The sequence below is a fragment of the Acetanaerobacterium sp. MSJ-12 genome (assembly GCF_018917875.1).
GTDB lineage: Bacteria > Bacillota > Clostridia > Oscillospirales > Ruminococcaceae > Bittarella > Bittarella massiliensis.
This window is the reverse complement of record NZ_JAHLPK010000001.1, coordinates 140,664-165,691: the sequence shown is the minus strand read 5'-3', so window position 1 is coordinate 165,691 and position 25,028 is coordinate 140,664. Positions and strand designations below refer to the sequence as shown.

The 25,028-nt window shown below is 62.1% G+C and carries 27 protein-coding genes; 10 read left to right on the top strand and 17 right to left on the bottom strand.

Annotated elements, in window-relative coordinates:
* Positions 1-91: 91 nt before the first annotated feature.
* The gene (locus KQI11_RS00780; protein WP_216400731.1) at positions 92-913 is read left to right on the top strand and encodes a MerR family transcriptional regulator; all 822 of its coding nucleotides are present in this window, start codon (positions 92-94) and stop codon (positions 911-913) included.
* Between the two features lie 349 nt (positions 914-1,262).
* On the opposite strand, the gene KQI11_RS00775 is transcribed toward KQI11_RS00780, so the two are convergent.
* The 3 genes from KQI11_RS00775 to KQI11_RS00765 are packed head-to-tail and all read right to left on the bottom strand — an operon-like array spanning position 1,263 to position 4,018.
* Positions 1,263-1,916, bottom strand: coding sequence for an HAD family hydrolase (locus tag KQI11_RS00775; RefSeq protein ID WP_216400730.1), 654 nt, complete (start codon positions 1,914-1,916; stop codon positions 1,263-1,265).
* Between the two features lie 44 nt (positions 1,917-1,960).
* Entirely contained in the window at positions 1,961-3,391 is a 1,431-nt protein-coding gene (locus tag KQI11_RS00770) for a glycoside hydrolase family 1 protein (RefSeq protein WP_216400729.1), read from the bottom strand.
* Positions 3,392-3,421: 30 nt separating this feature from the next.
* Positions 3,422-4,018, bottom strand: coding sequence for a P-loop nucleotide/nucleoside kinase family protein (locus tag KQI11_RS00765; protein WP_216400728.1), 597 nt, complete (start codon positions 4,016-4,018; stop codon positions 3,422-3,424).
* Positions 4,019-4,250: 232 nt separating this feature from the next.
* Between KQI11_RS00765 and KQI11_RS00760 the strand changes: the two genes are divergently transcribed.
* A complete protein-coding gene (locus KQI11_RS00760; protein WP_216400727.1) occupies positions 4,251-5,624 on the top strand; it encodes a glutamate synthase-related protein in 1,374 nt (457 codons plus the stop codon).
* 55 nt (positions 5,625-5,679) lie between these two features.
* On the opposite strand, the gene KQI11_RS00755 is transcribed toward KQI11_RS00760, so the two are convergent.
* From KQI11_RS00755 to KQI11_RS00725, 7 genes are all read right to left on the bottom strand, one after another.
* Complete coding sequence (locus tag KQI11_RS00755) at positions 5,680-7,128, bottom strand: alanine/glycine:cation symporter family protein (protein ID WP_216400726.1); 1,449 nt, start codon at positions 7,126-7,128, stop codon at positions 5,680-5,682.
* A 34-nt stretch (positions 7,129-7,162) separates the two neighbouring features.
* On the bottom strand, positions 7,163-7,660 hold the full coding sequence (locus tag KQI11_RS00750) for a GNAT family N-acetyltransferase (RefSeq protein WP_216400725.1): 498 nt from the start codon (positions 7,658-7,660) through the stop codon (positions 7,163-7,165).
* Between the two features lie 182 nt (positions 7,661-7,842).
* Positions 7,843-8,340 carry a CD225/dispanin family protein gene (locus tag KQI11_RS00745; RefSeq protein ID WP_185915457.1) on the bottom strand — a complete coding sequence of 166 codons (498 nt, stop codon included), beginning with the start codon at positions 8,338-8,340 and terminating at the stop codon, positions 7,843-7,845.
* 63 nt (positions 8,341-8,403) lie between these two features.
* Positions 8,404-8,835, bottom strand: coding sequence for a zinc-ribbon domain-containing protein (locus KQI11_RS00740; protein WP_216400724.1), 432 nt, complete (start codon positions 8,833-8,835; stop codon positions 8,404-8,406).
* Between the two features lie 158 nt (positions 8,836-8,993).
* The gene (locus tag KQI11_RS00735) at positions 8,994-9,581 is read right to left on the bottom strand and encodes a hypothetical protein (RefSeq protein WP_216400723.1); all 588 of its coding nucleotides are present in this window, start codon (positions 9,579-9,581) and stop codon (positions 8,994-8,996) included.
* The gene (locus tag KQI11_RS00730) at positions 9,574-9,783 is read right to left on the bottom strand and encodes a YwbE family protein (RefSeq protein ID WP_185915454.1); all 210 of its coding nucleotides are present in this window, start codon (positions 9,781-9,783) and stop codon (positions 9,574-9,576) included. Before KQI11_RS00730 ends, KQI11_RS00735 begins: the two co-directional genes overlap by 8 nt.
* Positions 9,780-10,538 carry an NAD-dependent protein deacylase gene (locus KQI11_RS00725; protein WP_216400722.1) on the bottom strand — a complete coding sequence of 253 codons (759 nt, stop codon included), beginning with the start codon at positions 10,536-10,538 and terminating at the stop codon, positions 9,780-9,782. Before KQI11_RS00725 ends, KQI11_RS00730 begins: the two co-directional genes overlap by 4 nt.
* 154 nt (positions 10,539-10,692) lie before the next feature.
* Here KQI11_RS00725 and KQI11_RS00720 point away from each other — a divergent pair, with 154 nt between their 5' ends.
* A complete protein-coding gene (locus KQI11_RS00720; RefSeq protein ID WP_216400721.1) occupies positions 10,693-11,190 on the top strand; it encodes a DNA-deoxyinosine glycosylase in 498 nt (165 codons plus the stop codon).
* Positions 11,191-11,278: 88 nt separating this feature from the next.
* On the opposite strand, the gene KQI11_RS00715 is transcribed toward KQI11_RS00720, so the two are convergent.
* A complete protein-coding gene (locus tag KQI11_RS00715; RefSeq protein ID WP_185915451.1) occupies positions 11,279-11,458 on the bottom strand; it encodes a hypothetical protein in 180 nt (59 codons plus the stop codon).
* A 179-nt stretch (positions 11,459-11,637) separates the two neighbouring features.
* On the opposite strand from KQI11_RS00715, the gene KQI11_RS00710 reads away from it, so the two are divergent.
* The 7 genes from KQI11_RS00710 (at position 11,638) to gpmI (ending at position 18,445) form a co-directional block, all read left to right on the top strand.
* Complete coding sequence (locus KQI11_RS00710) at positions 11,638-12,504, top strand: pyridoxamine kinase (protein ID WP_216400720.1); 867 nt, start codon at positions 11,638-11,640, stop codon at positions 12,502-12,504.
* 56 nt (positions 12,505-12,560) lie between these two features.
* Positions 12,561-13,124: an ECF transporter S component gene (locus tag KQI11_RS00705; protein WP_216400719.1), complete on the top strand. Its 564-nt coding sequence runs from the start codon at positions 12,561-12,563 to the stop codon at positions 13,122-13,124.
* A gap of 27 nt (positions 13,125-13,151) precedes the next feature.
* On the top strand, positions 13,152-13,658 hold the full coding sequence (locus KQI11_RS00700; protein ID WP_216400718.1) for a tRNA (cytidine(34)-2'-O)-methyltransferase: 507 nt from the start codon (positions 13,152-13,154) through the stop codon (positions 13,656-13,658).
* A 44-nt stretch (positions 13,659-13,702) separates the two neighbouring features.
* Positions 13,703-14,572 carry a DegV family protein gene (locus KQI11_RS00695; RefSeq protein WP_185915448.1) on the top strand — a complete coding sequence of 290 codons (870 nt, stop codon included), beginning with the start codon at positions 13,703-13,705 and terminating at the stop codon, positions 14,570-14,572.
* Positions 14,573-14,748: 176 nt separating this feature from the next.
* Positions 14,749-15,939, top strand: a complete 1,191-nt coding sequence (locus tag KQI11_RS00690; protein ID WP_279287183.1) for a phosphoglycerate kinase — start codon at positions 14,749-14,751, stop codon at positions 15,937-15,939.
* A gap of 141 nt (positions 15,940-16,080) precedes the next feature.
* Positions 16,081-16,848: a triose-phosphate isomerase gene (gene tpiA / locus KQI11_RS00685; RefSeq protein ID WP_216400717.1), complete on the top strand. Its 768-nt coding sequence runs from the start codon at positions 16,081-16,083 to the stop codon at positions 16,846-16,848.
* A gap of 82 nt (positions 16,849-16,930) precedes the next feature.
* Positions 16,931-18,445 carry a 2,3-bisphosphoglycerate-independent phosphoglycerate mutase gene (gene gpmI, locus KQI11_RS00680; RefSeq protein ID WP_216400716.1) on the top strand — a complete coding sequence of 505 codons (1,515 nt, stop codon included), beginning with the start codon at positions 16,931-16,933 and terminating at the stop codon, positions 18,443-18,445.
* Between the two features lie 70 nt (positions 18,446-18,515).
* Here gpmI and KQI11_RS00675 read toward each other — a convergent pair whose 3' ends face one another.
* The 6 genes from KQI11_RS00675 to KQI11_RS00650 all read right to left on the bottom strand — a co-directional run bounded on the left by KQI11_RS00675 (position 18,516) and on the right by KQI11_RS00650 (position 24,995).
* Positions 18,516-19,934, bottom strand: a complete 1,419-nt coding sequence (locus tag KQI11_RS00675; protein WP_216400715.1) for a lipopolysaccharide biosynthesis protein — start codon at positions 19,932-19,934, stop codon at positions 18,516-18,518.
* Positions 19,935-20,097: 163 nt separating this feature from the next.
* Positions 20,098-20,589, bottom strand: a complete 492-nt coding sequence (locus KQI11_RS00670; protein ID WP_216400714.1) for a P-loop NTPase family protein — start codon at positions 20,587-20,589, stop codon at positions 20,098-20,100.
* 1 nt (position 20,590) lies between these two features.
* Positions 20,591-21,391, bottom strand: coding sequence for a GumC domain-containing protein (locus KQI11_RS00665; protein ID WP_185915443.1), 801 nt, complete (start codon positions 21,389-21,391; stop codon positions 20,591-20,593).
* Positions 21,370-22,920 carry an O-antigen polysaccharide polymerase Wzy family protein gene (locus KQI11_RS00660; RefSeq protein ID WP_216400713.1) on the bottom strand — a complete coding sequence of 517 codons (1,551 nt, stop codon included), beginning with the start codon at positions 22,918-22,920 and terminating at the stop codon, positions 21,370-21,372. The genes KQI11_RS00665 and KQI11_RS00660 overlap by 22 nt, the downstream gene beginning before the upstream one ends.
* Positions 22,893-23,981 (bottom strand): glycosyltransferase family 4 protein, encoded by a 1,089-nt coding sequence (locus tag KQI11_RS00655; protein ID WP_216400712.1) that lies wholly within the window; start codon positions 23,979-23,981, stop codon positions 22,893-22,895. The genes KQI11_RS00660 and KQI11_RS00655 overlap by 28 nt, the downstream gene beginning before the upstream one ends.
* Before the next feature lie 18 nt (positions 23,982-23,999).
* Positions 24,000-24,995, bottom strand: coding sequence for a glycosyltransferase family 2 protein (locus KQI11_RS00650; RefSeq protein WP_216400711.1), 996 nt, complete (start codon positions 24,993-24,995; stop codon positions 24,000-24,002).
* Between the last annotated feature and the right edge of the window lie 33 nt (positions 24,996-25,028).

Sequence of the window (25,028 nt, the reverse complement as noted above, 5' to 3'; positions counted from 1 at the left end):
TCTTTTCCTGAATGTATGATAAACTATATAGGAACTATACAGTCAATCGGATTTACGGATATTTTTTGCACAAAGAATCGGAGGGGATTTTGTGGAAAAAGGCAGGCGCTCCCTCTTTACCGTCAGCCAGTTCGCCCAGATGTGCGGGGTCTCCCGCCAAACTTTAATCTACTACGACAGGGAGGGCATCTTCTCCCCCCAGGTGGTGGGTGAAAACGGCTACCGCTACTACTCCCACCTGCAGTACGACGAGCTGGAGACCATCCTCACCATGTGGGACCTGGGGGCCCCCCTGGCGGAGATCCGCAGCCGCCTGTTGGAGGGGGAGGGGGGCGGGCTCCTCCCCCTGCTGGAAGAGGAGGAGCGCCACCTGGACCGGGAGATCGAGCGGCTGGAGTACCTGCGGGAATCGGTGCGACGGAAGCGACAGCTGGCCCTCTTGGCCCAGAGCCACCCGCCCTTCTCCCCCTGGGTGGAGCGGCGGGGGCCGCGCCATTTTTTGCTGGAGCCCTTTTCCGCCCCCATCACCCCGGCCAGCTACGCCCAGACCGCCGCCGTCCTCTCCCGCTACTGCCGGGCCCACCAGTACGGGCAGGGCAACTCGTCGGGGGCCGGGGTCTCGCGGGAGCGGCTGGAGGCGGGGGACTATTTCAGCGCCAGCTACTACGCCATGGAGCACCCCGCCCCCACCGGCGACGAGAAGGAGCACCTGGAACCGGCGGGTCGCTGGGCCATCATCCACCACCGGGGGTACTACGACTCGGCCTGGGAGAGCTACGGCCTGCTGCTGTCCTACATCGCCCGGAAGGGGCTGCAAATCGCCAGCGGCAGCTACGAGTCGCGGCTGCTGTCGGCGGACTCGACCAGGGACCCCGAGCGCTACCTGACCCGCATCGAAATCCGGGTGGAGTGAAGAGGTTTTTGTCTGCAAAAAAACAAAGCCGCCGGTGAAACGGCTGGCCGGCACAAGTCCGAAAAGGGGCTCGTACCGCCTCTGCGCCGCAAGGGGCACCGAAATTTCGGGAGCGCGCTGCACCCGCTGACACCGGCAGCCCAGCGATCCGGGAGCGCGGTTCGCGCCGCCCATCCCCAGCGAATTGCCTTCCTTTGCGCTCTCGACCCCCTTCCCTTCATAAAAACCGTATACCAATGCCATTTGTCTCTCCCGGCAAAACTGGAGAGGGGGGCGTGAATGCCACAAAGAGAGAGAGCCGGCGGTCCTTTGACCGCCGGCTCTCTCTTTATTTTTGGGCAAAAGGCCGCTATTTTCCTAGGCTGTCAATTGCGGCGGGCAGCTGGACGAGGGTGGGGATGACCGGCGCCCCCGAGGCCCGCAGCGCCGCGGGGCTCTGGTGGCCGCCCTCCACTAGGATGCAGTCGCAGCCCAGGGCGCGGGCCACCTCCAGGTCGTGAAGGGTGTCCCCCACAGCCACCAGCTGGTCGGGCGAAAAACCGCTCTGGGCCAGCCAGCCCTCCGCCAGGCCGCGCTTGCCGTGGGCTAGGTCGTGCTCCACCCCGAGGATGGCCGAAAAGCGGGAGGCGATGGAGAAGGGCGCCATCTGGTGGGCCAAACTCCGCCGCCCGGAGGCGGAGATCAGCACCTGGCAGAGCTCCCGCTCCTCTAAGGCGGCAAGCGCCTCCTCCGCCCCCGGGCAGAGGGCGCAGGCGGAGCAGGCGGCCTCGTAGCGGCGGATGTAGTCGGCCGCCACCGCCTCGTAGGGTTCGGCGGAAAAGTCAAACCCCAGCCGCTGGTAGTAGTCCCGCACCGGGAAGGTGAACACCTGCAGGTAGGCCTCCCGGCTGGGGATGCGGGGGAGTCCCCGCTCCGCCAGCAGCTCGTTTTCCACCCGGATGCAGACGTCCAGGTCGTCAAAGAGGGTGCCGTTCCAGTCCCAGATGACGCAGCGCTTGGGCACAGCTGTCCCCTCCTCTCTCGGCCCCGCCGCCAGGGGCGGGGCTTTTAGTCCAGGTCGGCGCCGTTGGTGGCGATGACCTTTTGGTACCAGTAGTAGCTGTCTTTCTTGATGCGCTCGCAGCTGCCGCCCTCCTCGTCCCGGTCCACGTAGACAAAGCCGTAGCGCTTTTTGTAGCCGTTGGAGGTGGAGAGCAGGTCCATGAACGACCAGGGGTTGTAGGCCAACACCTCGACGCCGTAGTGCATGGCCCGCTGGATGGCCTGGATGTGGGCACGCAGGTAGTCGATGCGGTAGCTGTCGTGCACCTTTTTGTCGTCGGTGAGGGTGTCGTAGGCGCCCATCCCGTTTTCGGTGATCATCAGCGGCTTGCCGTAGCGGGCGTAGATGTCGCGGAGGATGAACTCCAGGCCGACGGGGTCGATGGCCCAATCCCAATCGGTGGTGTCGCAGGCGGGGTTGCGGACGATCTGGAAGAAGTCGGGCTCGGTCTCGTAGGACTCGATCTCCCCCTTCTTGCCGGTCCAGTTGACCCCCTGCTCGGTGCGCTCGGTGGCGTCGCCGGCGCTGCGGGCGCAGTCGCTGGAATAGTAGTTGAAGGCCAGGAAGTCGGAGTACCCCTCTTTAAAGAGGTCCAGATCCCCCTCCTCGATCACCGGGGCCATGTTGTGCTCCTCCAGGTAGATCATGGAGGCCTTGCTGTACTCCCCCTTGAAGTAGACGTCTAAGTAGAAGAGGGTGCGGAAGTCCACCGCGTTGAGCATCCCCAGCGCGTCCTCGGGCTTGGAGGTCAGGGCGTAGATGGGGGCGGTGTTGATGGCCGCGCCCACCATGCCGCCGGGGACCAGCTCGTGCACCAGCTTGCAGGCGATGGCGTGGGCCAGGTTGAGGTGGTGGTTGATCTGGTAGCGGATCTGGGGGTCGTCCAGGTACTTCTCGGGGATCAGGCACTTCTGGGTCCAGAACTGAACGATGATGCTCTGCTCGTTGATGGTGGTCCAGTACTTGACCTTGTCCTTGAACTCGTTGATGATGAAGCGGGCGTAGTGGGCAAAGTCCTTCACGCTCTCCCTGCTGATCCAGCCGTCGTACTTTTCGACCAGGGCCAGGGGCATGTCGTAGTGGTAGAGGGTGGGGATGGGGGTGATGCCGTTTGCCAGCAGCTCGTCGATGAGGTCGCGGTAGAACTGCACCCCTTTGGGGTTGGGCTCCCCATTTCCCTGGGGGAAGACCCGCGACCAGGAGATGGAGAAGCGGTAGGAGGTCATCCCCAGCTCTTTCATCAGGGCCACGTCCTCCTTAAAGCGATGGTAGTGGTCGCTGGCCAGGGAGGCGTCGGCCACGCCGGGGCGGCGGTTGATGACGTCCTGCTGGGAGAGGGCCTTGCCGTCCTCCTCGGCGGCGCCCTCCACCTGGTAGGCGCTGGTGGAGGCCCCCCACATGAAGTCCTTGGGGAAGGGGCGGTAGTTGATTGCCATTGGTCTGGTTCCTCCTTTTTCTCTGTACGGTTATTGCAGGCAGGCCCGCAGCTCTGCCAGCACGGACGGGAAGTCGACTTTGGAAAAGTCGGTGGTGTCCACCGTGACCACCGGGCCCAGGTGGAATTTCTCCACCTCCCAGCTCGTCACCATGGCCTCAAACTCGTCCCAGTCCTCCAAGATGGTGGCGGGGTCGCTCTCGCCGGGGAGGAGGGGGTAGTGGTCGTCGATGGCGTGGGCCGGGTGGCGGTCGGGGGCGTGGTTGCGGGCGCAGAGCCGGTCGAAGATGACCCGCAGGTTGCCGGTGAGATAGAGGGTGACGCAGCGGCAGCCAAACTCGGCGGCCAGCTTCTCCACGTCGGGGAGATCGCAGGCCTTGAAGTTGCTCTCGATCATGGCGTCGCCCCCGGCCTCCAGGCAGCGGCGGGCGTCGTAGTAGAGGATCTCGGTGCTGGCGCGGTCCAGCTGCTCCTTGCCCTGGGGGGACTGAAAGCCCACCACGTCAAAGAGGATCTCCTTCATCTTGTCCTTGCAAAAGAGGGGGACGCCCAGCTCCCTTTGCAGGTACTCGGAAAGGGTGGTCTTGCCGGTTCCGGGCAGCCCGGCGACAATGTAGAGGGTGCTCATTTCTGCCTATTTCCTCCTGTCCTTTTTTCCGGTTGGGGTATTGCCGGTTCTATGATAGCACGGAAAAACGCCGGGGCGCAATCGGCCTTTGCAAAAAAAGGGGACAAACGCCCAATCAGCGCGTTCTGCCCAAAAAGAGGGGACGCTTTTCGCCCTTCTCCACAAGGTGCGGCCGGCGCCCTGGCGCTTTGGGCGGGGGCGGGGTACAATGGACAAAAGGAGGGATGTCCCCATGGCCAAATACCGGTGTTCTGTCTGCGGATATATCTATGACGAGGGGGAGGAGGGCCGCCCCTTTGCCCAGCTGGAGGAGGGGTGGCGCTGCCCCCGCTGCACCGCCCCCAAGGCGCTGTTTGAGCGGGTGGAGGAAGCGCCACCGCCGGCGGGCGGAGAGGAGGGGTCGGCGCCGGGGAGCCCCGACGCCGACCCCCACCTGGCGGAAATCGACCGCCTGGCCCGCACCGGGGTGAGCGAGACGGCGGCCATGGCCACCACCCTGCCCCTGCCCCGGTGGGAGGACATCCTCTTCCTGGGCGGGCAGCTGGCGAGGCTGCCCCTGCTCGACGAGGAGCCGGTGGCGACCGAGACGGTGATCGGGCGGCACGCCCAAAAGCCGATGGTCCTCTCCATGCCCCTCTACATCTCCCACATGTCCTTCGGCGCCCTGTCGCGGGAGGCCAAGGTCGCCCTGGCCAAGGGGGCCACTGCCGCCGGCACCGCCGCCTGTTCGGGGGAGGGGGGCATCCTGCCCGAGGAGCAGGCGGCCGCCGCCACCTACCTCTACGAGTACCCCCCCAACGGGTACAGCGCCACCGACGAGAACCTGCGCCGGGCCGCCGCCATCGAAATCAAGATCGGCCAGGGGACCAAGCCGGGGATGGGGGGCCACCTGCCGGGGGAGAAGGTAACCGCCGAGATCGCCGCCCTACGGGGCAAGCCCGTAGGGGAGGACATCCACAGCCCCTCCCGCTTCCCCGGCATCGAGACCCCCGGCGACCTGCGGGCCCTGGTGAGCCGGCTGCGCGACCGCTCGCAGGGGCGGCCCATCGGGGTGAAGATCGCCGCCGGCCACCTGGAGGAGGACCTGGCCTTCATCGCCCAGTCGGGAGCGGATTTCATCACCATTGACGGCCGGGGCGGGGCCACCGGTGCCAGCCCCCGCTTTCTGCGGGACAGCACCAGCCTGCCCACCATCTACGCCCTGCACCGGGCCCGCCGGTTCCTGGACAGCCACCGGCTGGAGATGGAGCTGGTGATCACCGGGGGGCTGCGGACCGGCCCCGACTTCGCCAAGGCCCTGGCCATGGGGGCCGACGCGGTGGCCATCGCCTCCTCGGCGCTGATGGCCCTGGGGTGCCGCCAGTACCGCATCTGCGGCAGCGGTCGCTGCCCCATGGGGATCGCCACCCAGGACCCCGTCCTCCGCAAGCGGCTGGATGGGGAGGAGGGCGCCCGGCGGGTGGAGCGGTTTTTGCGGGGCAGCTGCGAGGAGATCAAGACCTTCTGCCGCATCTGCGGCCACCGCCGGGTGGACGAGCTGTCGGTCGACGACCTCTGCACCCTGGACGAGGAGATCGCCCGCCACGCAGGAATCCGCCACGCCTAAAACAAAAAGAGAGGGGCCGCTCGCGATGAGCGGCCCCCCTTTTTTGCAAAGCGGGTCATTGCTGGGTGCCATCCTCCCAGCAGTCGGTGCCGGTGATGCCGATTTGGGCGGGGCGAAAGACCGGGTCTTTGCCCTTGCCCTCCCTCTTCTGGCGGGTGTAGTCCCGCTCGGCCAGGGAGACGGTCTTCGACAGGGCGAAGAGGGAGACGATGTTGACGATGGCCATCAGCCCCATGAGGACGTCGGCCAGGTCCCAGACAGTGGCGAAGTCGGCCTGGGCGCCGAAGAAGACGGCGGCCACCGCCACCCAGCGAAAGGCGGTGAGGAGGGCCTTGTTGTCCCGGATGAAGAGGAGGTTCCCCTCCGCATAGCAGTAGTTGCCCACAATGGAGCTAAAGGCAAAGGCCAGCACCGAAAAGGCGATGAAGCCGACGCCCCACTGCCCCACCTGGCTGCCCACCGCCGCCTGCACGAAGGGGAGGGCGTTGAGGCTCTCCGACCCCTGCACCCCGGAGAAGAGGAGGATGAAAGCGGTGGTGGTGCAGATGAGCAGGGTGTCGATAAAGACGCTCAAAACCTGCACCGTGCCCTGTTTCACCGGGTGGGAGACCTGGGCGGTGGCGGCGGCGTTGGGGGCGCTGCCCATCCCCGCCTCGTTGGAGAAGAGCCCCCGCTTGATGCCGATGACGATGGCCGAGCCGGCAAAGCCGCCGGCAATGGCCCGCAGGTCAAAGGCCTGGGAGAGGATGAGGGAGAGGACCTGGGGCAGCTTTTGGATGTTCAGGCCGATGATGACAAAGCCCAGGGCCATGTAGATGATGGCCATCACCGGGACGATGAAGGAGGTGATGAAGCCGATGCGCTGGGTGCCGCCGAAGATGACCAGGGCGGTGCCCGCCGCCAGCACCAGGCCGATGATGGCCGGGGCGTAGGGGGCCAGCGAGGCCCCGAAGTAGGGGGCGAAGGCCGAGGTGATGGTGTAGGATTGCAGCCCGTTGAAGCCAAAGGCAAAGCAGGCGATGAGGAGGACGGCAAACAGGACCCCCAGCCAGCGCTTGCCCAGGGCCTTTTGAATATAGTAGGCCGGGCCGCCCCGGTACTCGCCGTCCCGCCGCACCTTGTAGATCTGGGCGAGGGTGCTCTCGGCAAAGGCGGAGGCGGCCCCCACCAGGGCCATGACCCACATCCAGAAGACGGCCCCCGCACCCCCCAGGGCGATGGCGGTGGCCACCCCGGCGATGTTGCCGGTGCCCACTCGAGAGGCGGTGGAGATCATCAGCGCCTGAAAGGAGGAGACCGTCCCCTTCTCCCGGCGCTCGGTCATGGAGCGGATGGCGTCGGGCAGCAGCCGAAACTGGGCAAACCGGGTGCGAACGGTGAAGTAGAGCCCGGCGATGACCAGCAAAAAGATGAGGATAAAGCTGTACAAAAAGTCGTTGGCAGCCCCCAGGAAGCTGCGAAAAGCCTGGGAGACGGCGTCGAAAAAGGCGAAGAGGGCGCTCATAGAAAACTCCTTTGCAAGATGGTTCGGGCGGGGGTCAGAGGGCGAGCTGGTAGATGCAGAGCCCCTCCCCCTCCATGTTGGGGAAATGGAGGGTCTCGGTGTGGGAAAAACCGTTTTTTTCAAGTACCCGGCGCGACCCCCGGTTTTCGGCCACCACGTGGCCCACCAGGGTGATCCCCGGCAGCTCCTCCCTTGCCAGGCGGACGATCTCGCCCAGCACCTCGCTGGAATAGCCCTGGTTCCAGCAGTCCTTGGCGGTGAAGGTGCTCATGTCCCAGCGGGCGGGGTCGCCCTCGCTGGGGCGGACGGCGTAGACCCCCACAAACCGCCCGTCCGCCTTTCGCTCGATGGCGAAGGCCCAGCCGCCCGAGGCGAGGTAGCCCCGGATGAGCTGGACCGCCTCACCCCGCTCCCGCTGTCTCGAAAAGCGCATGAAGCGGGCCACCTCGGCGTCGCTGGTCAGAGAGAACACCGCGTCGGCATCCGACTCGGTCAGGGGGCGCAGCCGCAGCCGCGCAGTCTCTCCTGTCACTGCAAACACTCCCTTTCCGCCCGGCAAAACCGGCTGCCGGGCCAAAGAACATACCGTGTTAGTATACCCGAAAGTGCGCCGTTTTGGCAACTGCCCCACCCCTCCAGGGGCAAACGGGCGCAAAAATGCCGCGGCGGAAAGCCGCCGCGGCACCTGCCGAGGGGCCCGACGGCCCCGGGTGTTTAATAGTAGTAATAGCTGCCGCTGACCGCAGCGCTGATGACGGCCACGTAGAAGATGATCGAGACGATGATGACCACCGCGCCCACGACGGCGCCGATGATGGAGAACATCTTCGACTTCTTGGCCGCGTCCTGCGCGCCGGCCAGGTCGCCCATGGCGGCCAGCTTGTCGATCTTCGAGGCGAAGACGATGCCGGGGATGCCCAGGGGCAGGCAGCAGAAGATGGTCACGATGATGGACCACACCAGGTAGGCGGTGCCGCTGACCGGGGGAACGTTGGCGTAGACCGGGGATGCCTGGGGCTGGGCCGCGCCGTAGCTGTAGCTCGCGTCCTGCTGGGGGGCGCCGTAGTTGTAGGTGGGCTGCTGCTGGGGGGCACTCTGGTAGGGCTGCTGGGCCGCGCCGTCGCCCTCGGGGGCCTGGGGGACCGGTTCGCCGCAGACGGCGCAGAACTTGGCGCCGCTCTCCAGCTCACTGCCGCATTTGTTACATTTCATCTGCATTTTCTCCTTTCAAAAGCCACCGCCCCATTGGCGGCGGGTGTCTGACAGTCAATCCCCCTACAAAGCTCCGTCGGTGAGCCAGGAGGGGAGAACGTCCAGGTGGTAGAGGATAAAGCCGATCTTGATGGCGATGGCCAGCAGCGAGATGATGATGCCCGCCACAGCCAGGCCCCTGGTGCGGTTGCCCCGGTACCCCAGGCAGCTGGTGAGCAGCCCCATGGGGCAGAGCACCACCCAGAAGGTGAACAGCCCCGCAATGGAGCTGATGAACCCGACAATGGTGCAGATGTCTTTCCAGGTGTACTCCCGCCGGGGGGCGGGCAGGTAGGGGGCGTACATCGAGTAGACCGGCGGCTGGTAGGGAGAGGGCATCGCCTCGCCCTGGCATGCCGCCTGCGATGCGGGCTGCTCCCCGGTGAGGGAGGCGCCGCAGGCCTTGCAAAAGGCGCTGTTTTCGGCGTTGTCGACGCCGCAATTCGGGCAAGTCAAAAAATCGACCTCCTTTTCCCCAAAGCGGGGGCGATCGCCGCCAAACCCGCTTCAGAATACCCCTATTATACACAAGGAAGGGCTTTTTCGCAACAATATTCCCGCTTTCGACAAACCTTTGTCAGAAATTTGACAGACACTTTCCCAAAGCGGCGGGGTCAGACCGCCCGCAACTCGTAAAAAACCAGCTGGGCTGGTCCGGCAGGCCGCTTCTGCAGGTCGCTCTTGCAGGCGTAACTCCACTCCAGATAGAGGGCGCTGGCCCGACCCAGCTCCCCCCGAAAGCGGCGGCGGGCCCGCAGGGCGCAGTCGGCCAACTCGTCGAGTTCGGCGGGGGAGAGAAAGCCCTCGTCCCCCATCACCTCCACGTCCTCGTCGGTGATGACCACCGTCTCGTCGTGCTCCCCGCCGGTGGCCAAGTTCCAGAGGTCGCCCCGCACCGCCTCGATGACGGTGCGAAAGGGGGAGAGCTCGATCACCCCGCTCTTCTCCGCCACAAAATAGGGGTAGTAGACCACCAGCCCGCCGGGGCCCAACTCCCCCAAGAGCCCCTGGGCAAAGGCCTCCGCCTCGGCGGCGGGGGCCCCCACCAGCCGAGGCAGGTTCTGGTCGTCCCCCCGCTCGACGGCACTGCGCACCGTCCAGAGGATGCCCTCCTCCAGCCGGGTGTCGGGGGAAAAGGTCCGCCAGGGCACGGCGGGCAGCCCGCCCTGGCGCAACCTGTAAAATCCCTGCAGCTTATTCATCGCTCTCCTCCAAAATCGCCTGCACCCGGCCCACCTGGTCGCCCTCCCGCAGCATCACCTTGATGCCGTGGGGGTGGGTGGCGCTGCCCGTCAATATCCGCTTGACGTGTCCCCTGGTCAGGCGGCCGGTGCGCTGGTCCTTTTTGAGGACGATGTCCACCAGGGCCCCGATGCGGATATCGGCCCGGCGCTGCCCGCTCACAGGGCCGCCTCCCCGCCCAGGGGGCGGATGGCCTCGGTGAGGATCGGGCCGATGGAGCCCCGCAGGAGCAGGTCTGCCCGCCCGTCCTGGGGGGTGGGGCTCCTGTTGATGAGCACCAGCCGGCGACCCCGGTAGTACTGCAGCAGCCCCGCCGCCGGGTAGACCGCCAGGGAGGTGCCCCCCACGATCAGCATCTCACAGCGGGAGATGGCGTCCACCGCCTCCTGCAGGGTCGCCCCGTCCAGCGACTCGCCGTAGAGGACCACCTCCGGTTTGATGAGGCCCCCGCAGCGGCAGCGGGGCAGGCCGCTCTCCCCCAGCCCCTCCGGCCCGCAGAGGGCCCCGCAGGAGAGACAGCGGTTTTGGTAGATGGTGCCGTGCAGCTCGTATACCCGGCGGCTGCCGGCCTTTTGGTGCAGCCCGTCGATGTTCTGGGTGATCACCGCCCGCAGCTTGCCCCGCCGCTCCAACTCGGCCAGCGCCAGGTGGGCCGGGCCGGGCTGGGCGCCGGTGACCAGCATCTTCTCCCGGTAAAAGCGGTAGAACTCCTCCGGGTGGGCGGCGAAGAACCCGGCGCTGAGGATGGTCTCAGGGGGCCAGTCGTAGTGCTGGCGGTAGAGGCCATCCTCGCTGCGAAAATCGGGGATGCCGCTCTCGGTCGAGACCCCCGCTCCCCCAAAAAAGACGATGTTGTCACAGCTGTCAACCCAGCGGCGCAGCCGCTCGACCCCGTCTCTCTCATTGTGCTCGCTCATCCGATCCCCTCCCATGGCGTTTTCCCCATTATACCCCGGCGGGGCGGTTTGCACAATCGCCCTGCGCCGATTGCGCGGGGGCAGAAAGGGGGGTATACTACTTCTATGTGAGGGCCGGGGCGAATAGACAGCCCCGGCAGAGGGAGGTTTTTTTGTGGGACAGTTGGTAGAACACACCTTTTTGCCGGTCTGGTCACCCGAGAGCGAGGTGCTGATCCTGGGGACCATCCCCTCGCCCAAATCGAGGGAAAACGGCTTTTACTACGGCCACCCCCAAAACCGCTTTTGGCGGGTGGTGGCCGGGGTGCTGGGGGAGCCCGTCCCCGAGGGGAACGCGGCAAAAGAGCAGCTCTGCCTGCGCCGGCACATCGCCCTCTGGGACGTGCTGGCCGCCTGCGAGATAGAAGGGGCGGCGGACGCCACCATCCGCCGCCCCCGGGCCAACGACATCGCCGGACTGCTCCAAAAGACTCGGGTGCGCGCCGTCTTCACCACCGGGGCCAAGGCGCACGCCCTCTACCAGCGCCACTGCCTGTCCCAGACCGGGGTGGAGGACATCCCCCTCCCCTCCACCAGTCCTGCCAACGCCCGCTTCACCCTGGAGCGGCTGATCGCCGCCTACCGCCCCCTGAGAGAAGCGCTGGAGGGCTGATCGGCGCAGACCTTTTCGCCTTAGCAAAAAAGAGGGCCGGGTGACATGTCATCCGGCCCTCTCCCTCGCCCGTCTCTCGGCAGTGTAGCTACCGCATCATGGTGGAGATTTCCCCCACCACGTTGCCCATGGTCTTCATGGCGCGACCGGCCGTTTTTTTCAGCTGCCGCTTGTTGGTGTGCATCAGCTCGGTGCCAACGGTGGCCGCCACGGCGCCCAGCGCCATGCCGATGGCCACGTTGCGGGCGGTGTGTCCGCTGTGTTTCATAGAAAATGCCTCCCCACGTTCCTTCATTTGTACCTGCGGCCCCGCGCCGGCGGAGCCGGCCGAGGTCGAGATACAACTAGTATTGCCCACCCCTTTTGTGATATACTGGCTGTGTATGAAAGAGTCTCGCCGCCCGTCAAGGGCAGGTAAATTTTGGAACAAAAGGAAGGAGGCGCCCTATGGAACACCTGGTTTCCCCGCCCAAGCGGGTGCTGGCCATTCACGATTTGTCGGGGTTTGGGCGCTGTTCTCTGACCGCCATCACCCCGGTGCTCTCGGTGATGGGGGTGCAGGTCTGCCCGGTGCCGACCGCCATCCTCTCGACCCACACAGGGGGGCTGGGGAATCCGGTCATCACCGACCTGACCGACTCCCTGCTGCCGGCCCTGCGCCACTACCAGTCCCTGGGGCTGGACTTCGACTGCATCTACTCGGGCTTTCTGGGGGACAGCCGCCAGATCGAGTGCTGCAAGGCCTTTTTTGACGCCTACCCCAAGGCGCTCAAGGTGGTGGACCCGGTGATGGGGGACCACCAAAAGCCCTACCGCACCTGCACCCCGCCGCTGCGGGCCAAGATGAAGAGTTTGGCCCGGGCGGGGGACGTGATCACCCCCAACGCCACCGAGGCGGCCATGCTGCTGGGGATGGACTTCACCCGGCCGGTCCGCTTCACCCCCCTCAGCGCCAAAAAGTGGCTGCGCACCCTCTGCGCCCAGGGGGCGGGCCGGGCGGTGATCACCAGCGCCGAGATGGACGGCGGCCGCTACAACCTGCTCTTTGACGGGGAGACTTTTTTCCGCATCCGCGGGCGGTATGCCTCCGGCTCCTACCCGGGCACCGGCGACATCTTCACCGCCGTGCTCACCGGCGGGCTGCTGGCGGGGCAGAGCCTGGCCGAGGCCGCCCAGCGGGCCACCCAGTTTGTGGAGGAGGCCATCTCCCTCACCGCCGCCGCAGGCACCGACCCCCGGCACGGGGTGCTGGTGGAAGCCGCCCTCCCCAAGCTGCTGGAGCCGCTGGGCCCCTCTCGGGCCGAACCCTTTTAGCATTCCCGGCCGCGGAGCGGCCAAACCCTATCTCTGCACGAAAAGAAGGAGTAAAAATGAAGCGCAAGAGTTCGATCTACACCGTGACCCTGGTGGGGCTGATGGGGGCCATGTGCTTTGTGGCCACCTTTTTGCACATCGACATCCCCACCCCGCTGGGCAAGACCATGATCCACCTGGGCAACGTGATGTGCCTGCTGTCGGGGATGATCCTCGGCCCCCTGAAGGGCGGCCTCTCGGCCGGCCTGGGCTCGGCGGTCTACGACCTGTTCGACCCGGCCTACATCGCCGAGTCGCCCATCACCTTTTTGATGAAATTCGCCATGGGCGCCACCTGCGGCGCCATCGCCAAGCGGGGCGGCAAGGGCAGCCGCGCCGCCGGGGCCGTTGCCGGCGCCGGGCTGTACGTGGTCCTCTACACCGTCAAAAACATCCTCATGGGGACCCTGCTCCAGGGCAAGATGCTCGACTCGGTGCTGGTGGCCGCGGGGACCAAGGCCCTCACCTCGGGGGTCAACGCGATCATCGCGGTGGTGGTCTCGCTGCTGCTCTACTCGCTGCTGGAGCCCATCCTCAAAAAGGCCGGCATCTTTGAGCGGCTGGGGAAGACGGGCGACTGATTTGCCGAGAGGAGAGGAGGGCCGGCCATGGCTGAGCTGAACATCGTGCTGGTGGAACCGCAGATCCCACAAAACACCGGAAACATCGCCCGCACCTGCGCGGCGACCAACGCCCGGCTCCACCTGGTGGGGCCGCTGGGCTTTCAGATCGACGACAAGAAACTCAAGCGGGCGGGGCTGGACTACTGGCATCTGCTGGACATCCGCCACTACGACGGCTGGGCGGACTTCGCTGCCCAGAACGAGGGCCCCTTTTACTACTTCACCACCAAGGGGCAGACCGTCCACAGCGACGTGGCCTACCCGGACGGCTGCTACCTGGTCTTTGGCCGGGAGGACGCCGGGCTGCCCGAAGAGCTGCTCTTCGCCCACCCCGACACCTGCGTCCGGCTGCCGATGCTGGCGGCGGCGCGGAGCCTGAACCTGTCAAACACGGTGGCCATCGGGGTGTACGAAGTCCTGCGCCAGTGGGGCTATCCCACCCTGCACTCGCAAGGAAAGCTGACCCGCTACAACTGGGAGGACGCCCGCTAGGCCCCCTCCCCACCACAAGAACCGATTGCGAAAGGTTGTGCCAAATGGAAAAACTGCTGATCCTCACCGACACCGCTTGCGACATCCCCCAGGAGACTGCCGAGGAGCTGGGCATCCGCATCCTCCCCATCCCCCTCGAGGTGGACGGGATGGGGTATTTGGAGGGAGTGGACTTCACCAAGGAGGAGTTCTACGGCGTGCTCGACCGCTGCGTCAAGATCCCCACCACCAGCCACATCCCCGCCCACCAGTTTTTGGAGGAGTACGAGCGGGCCGCCCAGGAGGGGTACACCCACGTGATCCACGTGACCATCAACTCCAAGGGCTCGAACATGTACCAGGCGGCCCTGCAGGCCAAGGCCATGTTCAAAGAGGAGCCCGACGCGCCGCAGATGAAGATCAAGGTCATCGACTCCAAGACCTACTCCCTGGGCTACGGCTTCCCGGTGACCGAGGCGGCGCGGATGGTGCAAAAAGGGGTGGGCTACGCCGCGGTGCGGGACTACCTGTTGGACTGGTTTGACACCGCCGAGGTCTACTTTTCGGTCTACACCCTCCAATTTGCCAAAAAGTCGGGGCGCATCAGCTGCGCGGCCGCCTTTGTGGGCGAACTGCTGGGGCTGCGGCCCATCCTCCAGATCTCCCAGGGGGAGATGAACATCGTGGAGAAGGTGCGGGGGGACGCCAACATCATCCCCGGCCTCTGCCGCTGGGCCGAGAAGCGGATGGCCGAGCGCAGCCCCTTTGTGGTCATCAGCGGGGAGTTGGACGCCCCCGGGGACGAGCTGACCGAGCAGTTGGAGAAGAAATTCCGCTACAGCTGCTCCGGCCGCTACAAGGCCGGGGCCAGCATCGCCATCAACGCGGGGCCCAAGGTGGTGGGAGTGCTGGTCAAGGGCGCCAAAAAGCGGTGAGTCCGGGCTCCCGGGATCCCCGAAAAAAGCCCCTCTTTCGAGGGGAAAACCGCCTTGAAAAGCCCACTGATATCGTGTAAAATAGAAAAGGACCAGCCTGCCCCGGCGGGCGGCCCTGTATCTCGGTTTGTTTTTTTATTCACAATAAAAAGAAAAGACGAAAGGGTGGCAAACACATGACCTCTCTGAACAAAAAGACCATTGAAGACATCGATGTAGCCGGCAAGAAGGTTCTCGCCCGCTGCGACTTCAACGTTCCCCTGAAAGACGGCGTCATCACCAATGACAAGCGGATCGTCGCTGCGCTCCCCACCATCAAATACCTGGTGGACCAGGGCGCCAAGGTGATCCTCTGCTCCCATCTGGGCCGTCCCAAAGAGGGCTGGGAGCCCGAGTTCTCCCTGGCCCCGGTGGCCGCCCGCCTCAGCGAGCTGCTGGGCAAAGAGGTCAAGATGGCCAAAGACGTCATCGGCGACGACGCCAAGAAACTGGCCTCCGAGCTGAAAGACGGCGACGTGATGCTGCTTGAAAACGTGCGCTACCACAAAGAGGAGAAGAAGAACGACCCCGCCTTCGCCAAAGAGCTGGCCTCTCTGGCCGACGTCTACGTCAACGACGCCTTCGGCGCGGCCCACCGGGCCCACGCCTCCACCGCCGGCGTGGCCGAGTACCTGCCCGCCGTCTGCGGCTACCTGATCCAGAAGGAGATCAACTTCATGGGCGGCGCCCTGGAGAACCCCAAGCGCCCGCTGGTCGCCATCCTGGGCGGCGCCAAGGTCTCCGACAAGATCGGCGTCATCAACAACCTCCTCGAAAAGGTCGACACCCTGATCGTGGGCGGCGGCATGGCCTACACCTTCTTCAAGGCCAAGGGCTTCACCATCGGCGACTCCCTCTGCGAGGACGACAAGGTCGAGCTGGCCAAAGAGATGATGGCCAAAGCCGAGGCCAAGGGCGTCAAGTTCCTGCTGCCCATCGACAACCAGGTGGGCGACCACTTTGCCGAGGACTGCGGCAAGAAGCTGGTGGACTCCGACAACATCCCCGACGGCTGGATGGGCATGGACATCGGACCCAAGAGCATCGCTCTCTTCTGCGACGCCGTGAAAGACGCCGGCACCGTGATTTGGAACGGGCCCATGGGCGTGTTTGAGTTTGCCCCGTTCGCCGACGGCACCCTGGAGATCGCCAAGGCCGTGGCCGACAGCGGCGCCATCTCCATCATCGGCGGCGGCGACTCGGTGGCGGCTGTCACCAAGTTGGGCTTTGCCGACAAGATGAGCCACATCTCCACCGGCGGCGGCGCCTCCCTCGAGTTCCTGGAGGGCAAAGAGCTGCCGGGCATCGCCTGCCTCAACGACAAATAAATCGACGAGTAGCCCGCCGCTCGCTGCGGCGGGGGAGCACCGCGGCCCAACCGGCCGGCTTGTGCTGTGCGAAGAGATGGCACGAGGGGTTTCCTTCGTGCCATTTTCACAGAGGGAAACCGCCAGAAAGGAATTTGCTGTATGAATAAGAACCTGCGCACCCCGGTCATCGCCGGGAACTGGAAGATGAACAAAAACCGCGCCGAGGCCAAGGCCCTGTTGGAGGAGCTCTGCCCCCTGGTGAAAGGCGCCGACTGCGGCGTGGTGGTCTGCGTGCCCTTCACCGATTTGGAGACCGCCCTGGCCGCCACCGCCGGCACCAACGTCAAGGTGGGCGCCCAGAACTGCCACTTTGAGAAGTCAGGCGCCTTCACTGGCGAAATCGCCGCGGACATGCTCGCCGAGATGGGGGTCGAGTACGTAGTGCTGGGCCACAGCGAGCGCCGCCAGTACTTTGCCGAGACCGACGAGACGGTCAACCTGCGCACCAAGGCTGCCCTGGCCGCCGGGCTGAAGCCCATCGTCTGCGTGGGCGAGCTGCTGGCCCAAAGGGAGCAGGGCATCACCGCCGAGGTGGTGGCGCTGCAGACCAAAGTCGCCCTGCAGGGGATCGACGCCGAGGGCCTGCGGTCCATCATCATCGCCTACGAGCCGGTCTGGGCCATCGGCACCGGCAAGACCGCCACTGCCGAGCAGGCCGGCGAGGTCTGCGCCGTCATCCGCGCCACCGTGGCCGGGCTCTACGGCGAAGAGGCCGCCAGCCACCTGGTGGTGCAGTACGGCGGCTCGATGAACGCCGGCAACGCCGCTGAACTGCTGGCCCAGCCCGACGTGGACGGCGGCCTGATCGGCGGCGCCTCCCTGAAGGCCGACGCCTTCAGCCAGATCGTGGAGGCCGCCAGCAAATAGATCCCCCACAGGGAAAGCAACAAAGAGCGGATTGCGGCCGCGCCGTCGGCGCGGCCGCAATCCATTGAAAAGGAGCGCAACTATGAAAAAACCTCTGGCCCTCATCATCATGGACGGCTTTGGCATCAACGGCAGCGATTACGGCAACGCCATCAAAGCCGCCAAGACCCCCAACCTGGACAAGATCTTCTCCACCTATCCCACCACCGAGATCGGCGCCTCCGGCATGGACGTGGGCCTGCCGGACGGGCAGATGGGCAACAGCGAGGTGGGACACACCAACATCGGCGCCGGGCGGATCGTCTACCAGGAGCTGACCCGGATCACCAAGTCCATCGCCGACGGCGACTTCTTTGAAAACGAGGCCCTGGTGGGCGCTATGGACAACTGCCTGCAAAAGGGCAGCGCCCTGCACGTGATGGGGCTGCTCTCGGACGGCGGGGTCCACAGCCACAACGAGCACCTCTACGCCATCATCGAGCTGGCCAAGAAGAAGGGCCTCAAAGAGGTCTGGGTCCACTGCTTCATGGACGGGCGGGACGTGCCCCCCTCCTCCGGCGCTGACTACGTGAAGGTCCTGGACGAGAAGCTGCGGGAAATCGGCGTGGGCAAGATCGCCACCATCATGGGCCGCTACTACGCCATGGACCGCGACAACCGCTGGGAGCGGGTGGAGAAGGCCTACCAGGCCATGGTGGACGCCAAAGGGGTCGCCGCCGACGCCCTGGAAGTGATGCCCAACTCCTACAAGGGCGAGGTGACCGACGAGTTCGTGGTGCCCGCCGTCTGCACCGGCTACACCGGGATGAACGCCGACGACTCGGTGATCTTCTTCAACTTCCGCCCCGACCGGGCGCGGGAGATCACCCGCACCCTGGTGGACGAGAAATTTGACGGCTTTGCCCGCGCCAAGGGCTGCTTCCCCCTCTACTACGTCTGCATGACCCAGTACGACGCCACCATGCCCGGGGTCCATGTGGCCTTTAAGCCCCAGTCTCTGGCCAACACCTTTGGCGAGTACATCTCCCAGAAGGGGCTGACCCAGCTGCGGATCGCCGAGACCGAGAAGTACGCCCACGTCACCTTCTTCTTCAACGGCGGAGTGGAAAAGGTCTGTGAAGGGGAGGACCGGGCCCTGATCAACTCGCCCAAGGTCGCCACCTACGACCTGCAGCCCGAGATGAGTGAGCCGGAGGTCACCAAAGAGGCCCTGGCCCGGATCGCCTCGGACAAGTACGACGTGATCATCCTCAACTACGCCAACTGCGACATGGTCGGCCACACCGGTGTCTTCGACGCGGCCGTCAAGGCGGTCGAGGCGGTGGACGACGGCGTGGGCCAGCTGGTGGACGCCATTCTGCAAAAGGGCGGCGCGGTGCTGCTGACTGCCGATCACGGCAATGCCGATAAGCTCTACGACACCGACGGGTCCCCCTTCACCGCCCACACCACCAACCCGGTGCCCTTTGCGGTGATTGGCTGCGGCGACTGCAAGCTGCGGGAGAGCGGCCGCCTGGCGGACATCGCTCCCACCATGTTAAAGATTTTGGAGCTGCCCCAGCCCGAAGAGATGACCGGGGAGAGCATCATTCTGTAAATCCTTTCAAATAAAAAACTGGCCGTCGCCATGGCGACGGCCAGTTTTTTATTTTGGGGAAAGTACACTCTTAAGCAGACTGCTTTCTCTTTTTCAGCGCCTCTTTGAACTGGGAGAGCAACCCTGTGGTCGTGCGGAACAGATACTGGAACTCGTCTGTCCTATAAAACAAAGCCAGGTTGATAACATTGGGGACGAGCAGACAGATAACTGCATAGACGACTAGGGTCACAAACCGTCCCATGGCAGGCAGGAGGGAACAAAGACCCTGTGTCGCCAACAGCGAGCCAAAGGTAATGCCCGCATAGAGCACATATCTCTGATAATAGGTCTTGACGCTTTGGAAAAAGACATTTTTGTAGATGATATAGGGATGAGTCCAGAAAGGGATGATGAACATCTCGATGAGGTTTGCCATCAGCACCCCGTTGACCCCAAAGGGCTTGACCAGGATGATACCCATAATGACGTTGATGGCCGCCTCGACCAGGGGCAGGTACTGATCGGGCCGGTAAATCCCCGCACTGGTGCGGACCATCTGCACCGACTGCCGCATTCCCATAATGTAAAAATACAGGGTGAGCAGGGCCAACGTGTCGAGGGGAAAGACGCCGTTCTCCCCGATCCAAAGGCGGACAAAGGGAGTCGCCAGGGTAAAGAAGGAGACGGTGAAGAAGGAGTAGATGAGATAATTCATAAAGTAGAGGGATTTAAAGTTTTTATAGGACTTTTCTGTTGAGGTAGTATTCATCAGGTTGCCAAAGCTGGCGATGATGCCGGTGAACACCTGATCGGAGATGCGAAACAGCCCATTGACGATCATCATGTAGTTGCTGTACAGGCCGCTGGCAAGACTGCCGGCGCCATTGATGATGATCATACTGGAGGTGGAGTTGAGACTGAATCCGCCAATTTTGTGGAAGAGAAGCGCCTTGATGTTTTTGAAAAGCCCTTTGCGCTCTCTTTCATCCATCTCCACTGTGGTCTTGAGGTCGATGTGCGGGTAGTGTTTGCGGTACCAGAGGGCAATGAAGACGTTCTCTAGAGCCGTGCAGGTCACCTTAATGATCAGATAGAGGAAATAGGAGTGAAACAGGGTCAAACTGGTCACTTGAAGGATACAGGAGACCAGCTGGCCCCCTGTGTGCGCCAGGGTGTTGACGTAGTTTTTCTGATCGGCAATGAACATGGCCCGCTTGTGAGCGAAGAGATAGGACGCCAGTACGTCAAAAACGTACATCATGAACATGGCGCCCAGCCAGGGCTTCGAGTAGTCCTCGGTCACCAGGAAGGGGACGATAAAGGCGGCGACAAACCCACAGCCCAAAACCACCGAGGCGATGATGCTGTATGCCTTTTTATAAAACTTCAGCAAAACGGCAATCTGGGAATAGTTCTTTTCCGCAATGGGTTTGTACAGCTTGTAGACAATGCCGGTTCCGATCCCCATTTCGACAATGCCCAACATGGAGACGACGTTTAGAAACATCCCCTCAATGCCTGCAATGCTCAATCCCAGCTGGCGGGAAAACACCGCCCGGGTGAGAAATGAGTTGAGCATTAAAAAGACATAAGAAAAGCAACTGACAAGAATATTGACAAATGAATTTTTTGATCTCACACTGCACCGCCTTCTCTCTGTACCAAAACGGTCATCGGTAGGTGACGACTCCACACACCTGAACGGCTTCCTGTTTCAGCAGGGCCAGGCAGCGCTCGAACGAATCGTGCTTGGTCGAACCGTACTTTTCGATGAAGACGACCCCGTCTGTCAGGCGGGCAGCCTCTACCGCATTGGCAAAGAGGGAGAGGGGTGGGACATCCAACAGATAGCAGGTCTCCGCATTCTCTGCCAAGAACTGCTTTAATTCCGCCAAATCGGCGATCTGCTCGACACTGGGAACGGGTTGAGCCAGCGACTCCTTCCCGTCGGTGAATCGAATCAGGCGAACGCCCTGACTCTCCAACCGCTCTCCCAGGTCGAGGAAAACCTGCTCTTTCTCGCTTTGCAGCCGAGTGCTGGTGGTGACCGCTAGACAGCGCGCCTCCTTCTCCCGGTAAAACTGCAAAATCTGGTTGGCGGCAAACTGCCTGCTCTCTGCCAGTTTTTCCTCTCTGGTCAGGCGGACGCGTCTCTGTGCCATCTCAAACCCCTCCTCTGTCGCCCTTCAACTTGGGCAATTCTCCCAATACAGGCACGTCATACATCTGAAAATCGCTTTTGCGGTTGATTGTCGGGAAGAACAGGGCGATGCCCATCACGGCAATGATTGCAACTGCGGCACCGGCAATGCCAAAGACCACGGTATATTTAACAAACCCCGTCTTGCTAAAGGCGTTGCTCTTTTCGCGAAGTTGCAGCGTCTCACTGTCCGATTTTACCGTTTTGATGTGTTGCAGCTGGGCAAAGTCAAAGTCGTTGTTCGCCTGGTTGACATAGTTGTAATACCCCTGAGAAACCGCCTTGACAAAATCGGTATCCACCGAAGTGATGGAAACGGTGATCAGATAGCTGTCTTTGACCTGCTCGACTTTCACCAGATTTTTCAGGGCCTGGTGTTTCTCTACCGCCCCGTCGGGGTTGACAGCGCGGAGCTGCTTTTCCATCTTCTCTTTGCCCACAATTTCCTCGGCAGAGGTAACCACGTAATCAAGGCAGACATCAGAAGTCAGAATGGCAGTATAGCTCTTGGTATAGTCCAATTGCATTGCGCTTAGGGAGGAGGTCGACAAGCCCTTGCTCTGGTAGGCCCTATCGCTGAGCTTTACGTAATAGGTGATGGTCTCGTTGTACTGGCCGGGCACTGTCTGCCCCGTGACCCGCTTGGGGTTGCCGGATAGGGCCAGACCGCCCAGCAGTCCAGTCACTAGGGCGATCGCAATGATCAGAAGCTTGTGCTTCCAGATGGTATAAAACGCATCTTTCAAGCCGAATCTCTCAAACATCTCGTGTCTTTCCTCCTATTTGTCAAATACTCTGCCTGCATATGTGGCAGCTGGCGATACGACTTCGCACATAAACTTCCTACAATATAGCAAAATACCACCGCTACCCAAAACCGCGGAGTGATGATAAACTCTATCCAGCCCGTGGCAGAATCGCGGGGGACCAAAAACAGAGTTGTGGCGGCCATCCAGCCCAAGACAGAGCGAAAGCCACCCTGGTAGATGAGGTACACCAGATATCCCAGGGCAACGCCGAGCAGAATGCCAAACAAGAACATTCCAACGTAGTCAAAGTCGGCATAGGTCTCTAAAATATAAGAGGAGCCCCAACCCTCGCCCTCTAGATAGGTGTCTTTGGCCACATAGGACATACTGTGGGCAAAACTGTTTCCGTACACGGCCTTGTAGACACTGTTGCTCTCCCCCAACGGGGTGGCGCCAAATAGGGCCTGTGCAATGGTGCCATGCTGAAACTCGTCAATAAACCCGCCAAAAGTATAGCACTTGGGGACCACATTCGGCAAATTGGGGAGAGCCAAAAAGGCCATACAGAGCACATCAAAGGACACCCCTTGCCGGTAGATGAGTTCGACCAGGGCGGAAAACAGTCCCATCCGCTCTACCTGCACGTCGGCCCGGATAAAATTGTACATGGCCAAAAAGATAATGGCCGCGGGGATGGCCAATACGATGGCCGTCTTCTCAAACCGCCCAATCCACTTCTCCCGGGGATACTTTTGCAGCACATCCCGGATATAGTAATAGAGCAGGGCAAAGAGCAGGTTGAGGACAATGGGGTTTCTCGCGCCGATGATGAGCATCGGCACCGCAGAGAGCACATACAGGACCAGGGGGAACACTGTGCGGCTCTTTTTGGGCAGCGTGCTGAGGAAGATGCAGAGGGCCGGTTTCATCAGCCCCGACAAAAAGCGGACCAAAAAGGGCATCTGCGAGGCAAACGCAATGTAAAAGTCTGTGTACTCCTTCCCGCGCATAAAGAGGAGCTTCTCCAGCTCCATCACGAGATAAAAGAACATTGCCAGATAGAAGAGGCAGAGGGACACCACCTGAACCGACTCGTTCTTGCTCTCCTCCCAGCGGGGGTTGGAGGGCGGCCTTTTAATAGGTCTGTGCAGCCTTTCAAACATTGCCGTACCAATCTGTAAGGCCATCAGAGACAGGAAACAGGCGTTGAGGGCAAAGTGCACAGCGCTGCTCTCAAAGTACCACCATTCATTTCCCCTAAACATAGAGACTGTCGGTCTGCCCAGCAAAAAGACAAAAAAGGTAAAGTTGAATACCAGGAAGAACACCCGTTTTTTGGCGCTGGCAAACCCGTAGATGAGGTTGCTCAACAGCATGAGCAGTACGCCCACTAAAATGATGTTGTAGCGGTCAACCACATGGCCAATTCCAAATACCGCCAGAGAGGCTATAAAGCTGCTGTACTGAAGATACTTTTTCAAATGATCCCCCCTCCCAATTGGATCGACTGGAATTTCTACACAGACTCCAGTATATCCTTCCATTTCTCAATCACGACTTCCTGAGAAAATGGAGCTATATTCTGCAGACTATTCTCTGAAAAAGAACGGCGAAGTTCTTCATCTTCAACCAAGCGCTCGATCCGCTCTGCCATCCCCTCCACGTCCCCCACTGGGACCAGGTAGCCGTCTACGCCGTCGCGAACGATCTCTCTCGGCCCGGTCGCGCAGTCGAAGCTGACAATGGGGAGGCTGTTTGCCTTTGCCTCCAGCAAAACCATGGGCAGGCCCTCGTGATAGGAGGTGAGAACGGCGGCGGCATATTGGGAGTAGATCTCCTCCATCGACTTGACTGACCCCTTTAAGATCAACTGCTTCTCCAACCCCTGATCTCTAATTTTTTCCTGTACAGTGGAGAATTCCTCCCCATCGCCATAGATGTGCCACTGCCAGTCAGGGTGGTCAGGCAGTACCCGTTTGGCCACATCTACGAGCAGAGGGTACCCTTTCACCGGGTCAAATCGCCCCACAGAGAGCAGCTTCTTCGATGCCATGTCATAGGGCTTTTTCCCTTTCAGCCAGGCGGGGTCAATACAGTTGTAGTTGTAGTCGACCCGCTCTTCCCCCAGGTGAAACTTTTTGCGATAGGCCGCCTGATCTTGCTTGGTGAGGGTCACTATCTTATCGGCAAAGCGCGCCGACAACCACTGGTTGAGATGGCCGAACCAACCGTAATAGCTGTTTTGCAAATTGGAGTGCTCGCAGCAGACAGTCTTGACCTTCGTCCCCACCGCTGCTGCCAACAAATAGGCATTGGTATTGACCCCAACCGAGAGGGCCACGTCAATTTTTTGTTCCTTCAAATAGCGGTGCAGGGGGGAGATGGTCTTGGTCAGCGCCTCCCGCACACGGGCATTGTGATCCAAAATTTGAAAGCAGCGCACCCGCTCGTCAAAAGGGAAATAGGGGGGCGTCTGCAGGGAATTCCACAGTCCCACCACATGAACACAGTAGTCCTTGCAGAGGGCGTTGGCCATGACAGAGAGGATTTTTTCCCTCCCGCCGAAGATCGACAAATCATCTTTTACCAGGCAGATGGATTTCATTTGAGAACACACGCCTCCTCATCCCCTCGCCGTCTGGCGGCGTTTCTTCGCAATCTGTCGCAAAAACAGCCGGGGATCGACGGCAATCATCAAATAGGCGATCTTCTGATTGCGGGAATTGTAAGGATTTTTCAGGATGGAAAGGAGATTTTTGCGCACCTGGCCGGCGATTTCTCCCACCTCCCGGCGGTAGTCGCCCCAGTGCGCAGGGTCAACTTGCGAAATGCGCTCTAGCACCTGCTTTTTCGCCCACCAGAGGCGAAACTGCCCCACCGCTTCCAGCGCGGGGAAGTGCTCCCGTATCAACTGCAGATTGTGCTCGTGTGCGGCAACCACATCATATACCTTTGGCTGAAAGGCGCCGATGGTGATGCTGTCCTGGCGCCGCTGATAGAGATACTTTGGTGCGGTGTCCACCACCACCCTGTCTGTCCGAACCAGCAAGTCCACAATGACAAAGGCGTCCTCATAAAGTCGCCCAACCGGATAGCGGACTTCGCCAAACAGGGCGCGCTTATACAGCTTGTTGACGGCAAAGAGTCCCACACTCCGCCCGGAGAGAAGGTATTCCACCGCCTCCTCCGCCGTGTAGAGAAAGTGCCCTTGCTGAATGTCCTGCGGCACCTTGACGTCTCCATAGCAGTCATAGAGACCGCAGACCGCCATATCGGCTTTGGCCTGAACAAGATCTTGCAGAAGGCTCTCGTACATGTCCAGGGCAATCTCGTCGTCGCTGTCCACAAAGCCCAGATACTCGCCCCGGGCGGCGTCGATCCCCGCGTTGCGCGCATCGCTCAAGCCGCCGTTTTTTTTGTGGATCACCCGCACCCGCCGATCTCCCTGCGCGTAGGCGTCACACATCTGACCGCAGCGGTCCGGCGAACCGTCATCCACCAAAATCAGTTCAAAGTCGGAAAAAGTCTGGTTGAGAATGGACTGCACACACCGGTCCAAATAGGCCTCCACCTTGTAGACGGGCACGATGATGCTGATGGTGGGGGTGGCCTCTTCCATTGGCAAACGCTCCTTTCCCCTGGACGGGTTTCT

Bases quoted from the DNA above. Each gene is read 5' to 3' on its own strand.
- KQI11_RS00770 (WP_216400729.1), bottom strand. From the start codon at position 3,391: ATGGCAATCAACTACCGCCCCTTCCCCAAGGACTTCATGTGGGGGGCC.
- KQI11_RS00765 (WP_216400728.1), bottom strand. From the start codon at position 4,018: ATGAGCACCCTCTACATTGTCGCCGGGCTGCCCGGAACCGGCAAGACC.
- KQI11_RS00760 (WP_216400727.1), top strand. From the start codon at position 4,251: ATGGCCAAATACCGGTGTTCTGTCTGCGGATATATCTATGACGAGGGG.
- KQI11_RS00755 (WP_216400726.1), bottom strand. From the start codon at position 7,128: ATGAGCGCCCTCTTCGCCTTTTTCGACGCCGTCTCCCAGGCTTTTCGC.
- KQI11_RS00745 (WP_185915457.1), bottom strand. From the start codon at position 8,340: ATGAAATGTAACAAATGCGGCAGTGAGCTGGAGAGCGGCGCCAAGTTC.
- KQI11_RS00735 (WP_216400723.1), bottom strand. From the start codon at position 9,581: ATGAATAAGCTGCAGGGATTTTACAGGTTGCGCCAGGGCGGGCTGCCC.
- KQI11_RS00725 (WP_216400722.1), bottom strand. From the start codon at position 10,538: ATGAGCGAGCACAATGAGAGAGACGGGGTCGAGCGGCTGCGCCGCTGG.
- KQI11_RS00715 (WP_185915451.1), bottom strand. From the start codon at position 11,458: ATGAAACACAGCGGACACACCGCCCGCAACGTGGCCATCGGCATGGCG.
- KQI11_RS00710 (WP_216400720.1), top strand. From the start codon at position 11,638: ATGGAACACCTGGTTTCCCCGCCCAAGCGGGTGCTGGCCATTCACGAT.
- KQI11_RS00705 (WP_216400719.1), top strand. From the start codon at position 12,561: ATGAAGCGCAAGAGTTCGATCTACACCGTGACCCTGGTGGGGCTGATG.
- KQI11_RS00700 (WP_216400718.1), top strand. From the start codon at position 13,152: ATGGCTGAGCTGAACATCGTGCTGGTGGAACCGCAGATCCCACAAAAC.
- KQI11_RS00695 (WP_185915448.1), top strand. From the start codon at position 13,703: ATGGAAAAACTGCTGATCCTCACCGACACCGCTTGCGACATCCCCCAG.
- KQI11_RS00690 (WP_279287183.1), top strand. From the start codon at position 14,749: ATGACCTCTCTGAACAAAAAGACCATTGAAGACATCGATGTAGCCGGC.
- tpiA (WP_216400717.1), top strand. From the start codon at position 16,081: ATGAATAAGAACCTGCGCACCCCGGTCATCGCCGGGAACTGGAAGATG.
- gpmI (WP_216400716.1), top strand. From the start codon at position 16,931: ATGAAAAAACCTCTGGCCCTCATCATCATGGACGGCTTTGGCATCAAC.
- KQI11_RS00675 (WP_216400715.1), bottom strand. From the start codon at position 19,934: ATGTTTCTAAACGTCGTCTCCATGTTGGGCATTGTCGAAATGGGGATC.
- KQI11_RS00670 (WP_216400714.1), bottom strand. From the start codon at position 20,589: ATGGCACAGAGACGCGTCCGCCTGACCAGAGAGGAAAAACTGGCAGAG.
- KQI11_RS00665 (WP_185915443.1), bottom strand. From the start codon at position 21,391: ATGTTTGAGAGATTCGGCTTGAAAGATGCGTTTTATACCATCTGGAAG.
- KQI11_RS00660 (WP_216400713.1), bottom strand. From the start codon at position 22,920: ATGGAAGGATATACTGGAGTCTGTGTAGAAATTCCAGTCGATCCAATT.
- KQI11_RS00655 (WP_216400712.1), bottom strand. From the start codon at position 23,981: ATGAAATCCATCTGCCTGGTAAAAGATGATTTGTCGATCTTCGGCGGG.
- KQI11_RS00650 (WP_216400711.1), bottom strand. From the start codon at position 24,995: ATGGAAGAGGCCACCCCCACCATCAGCATCATCGTGCCCGTCTACAAG.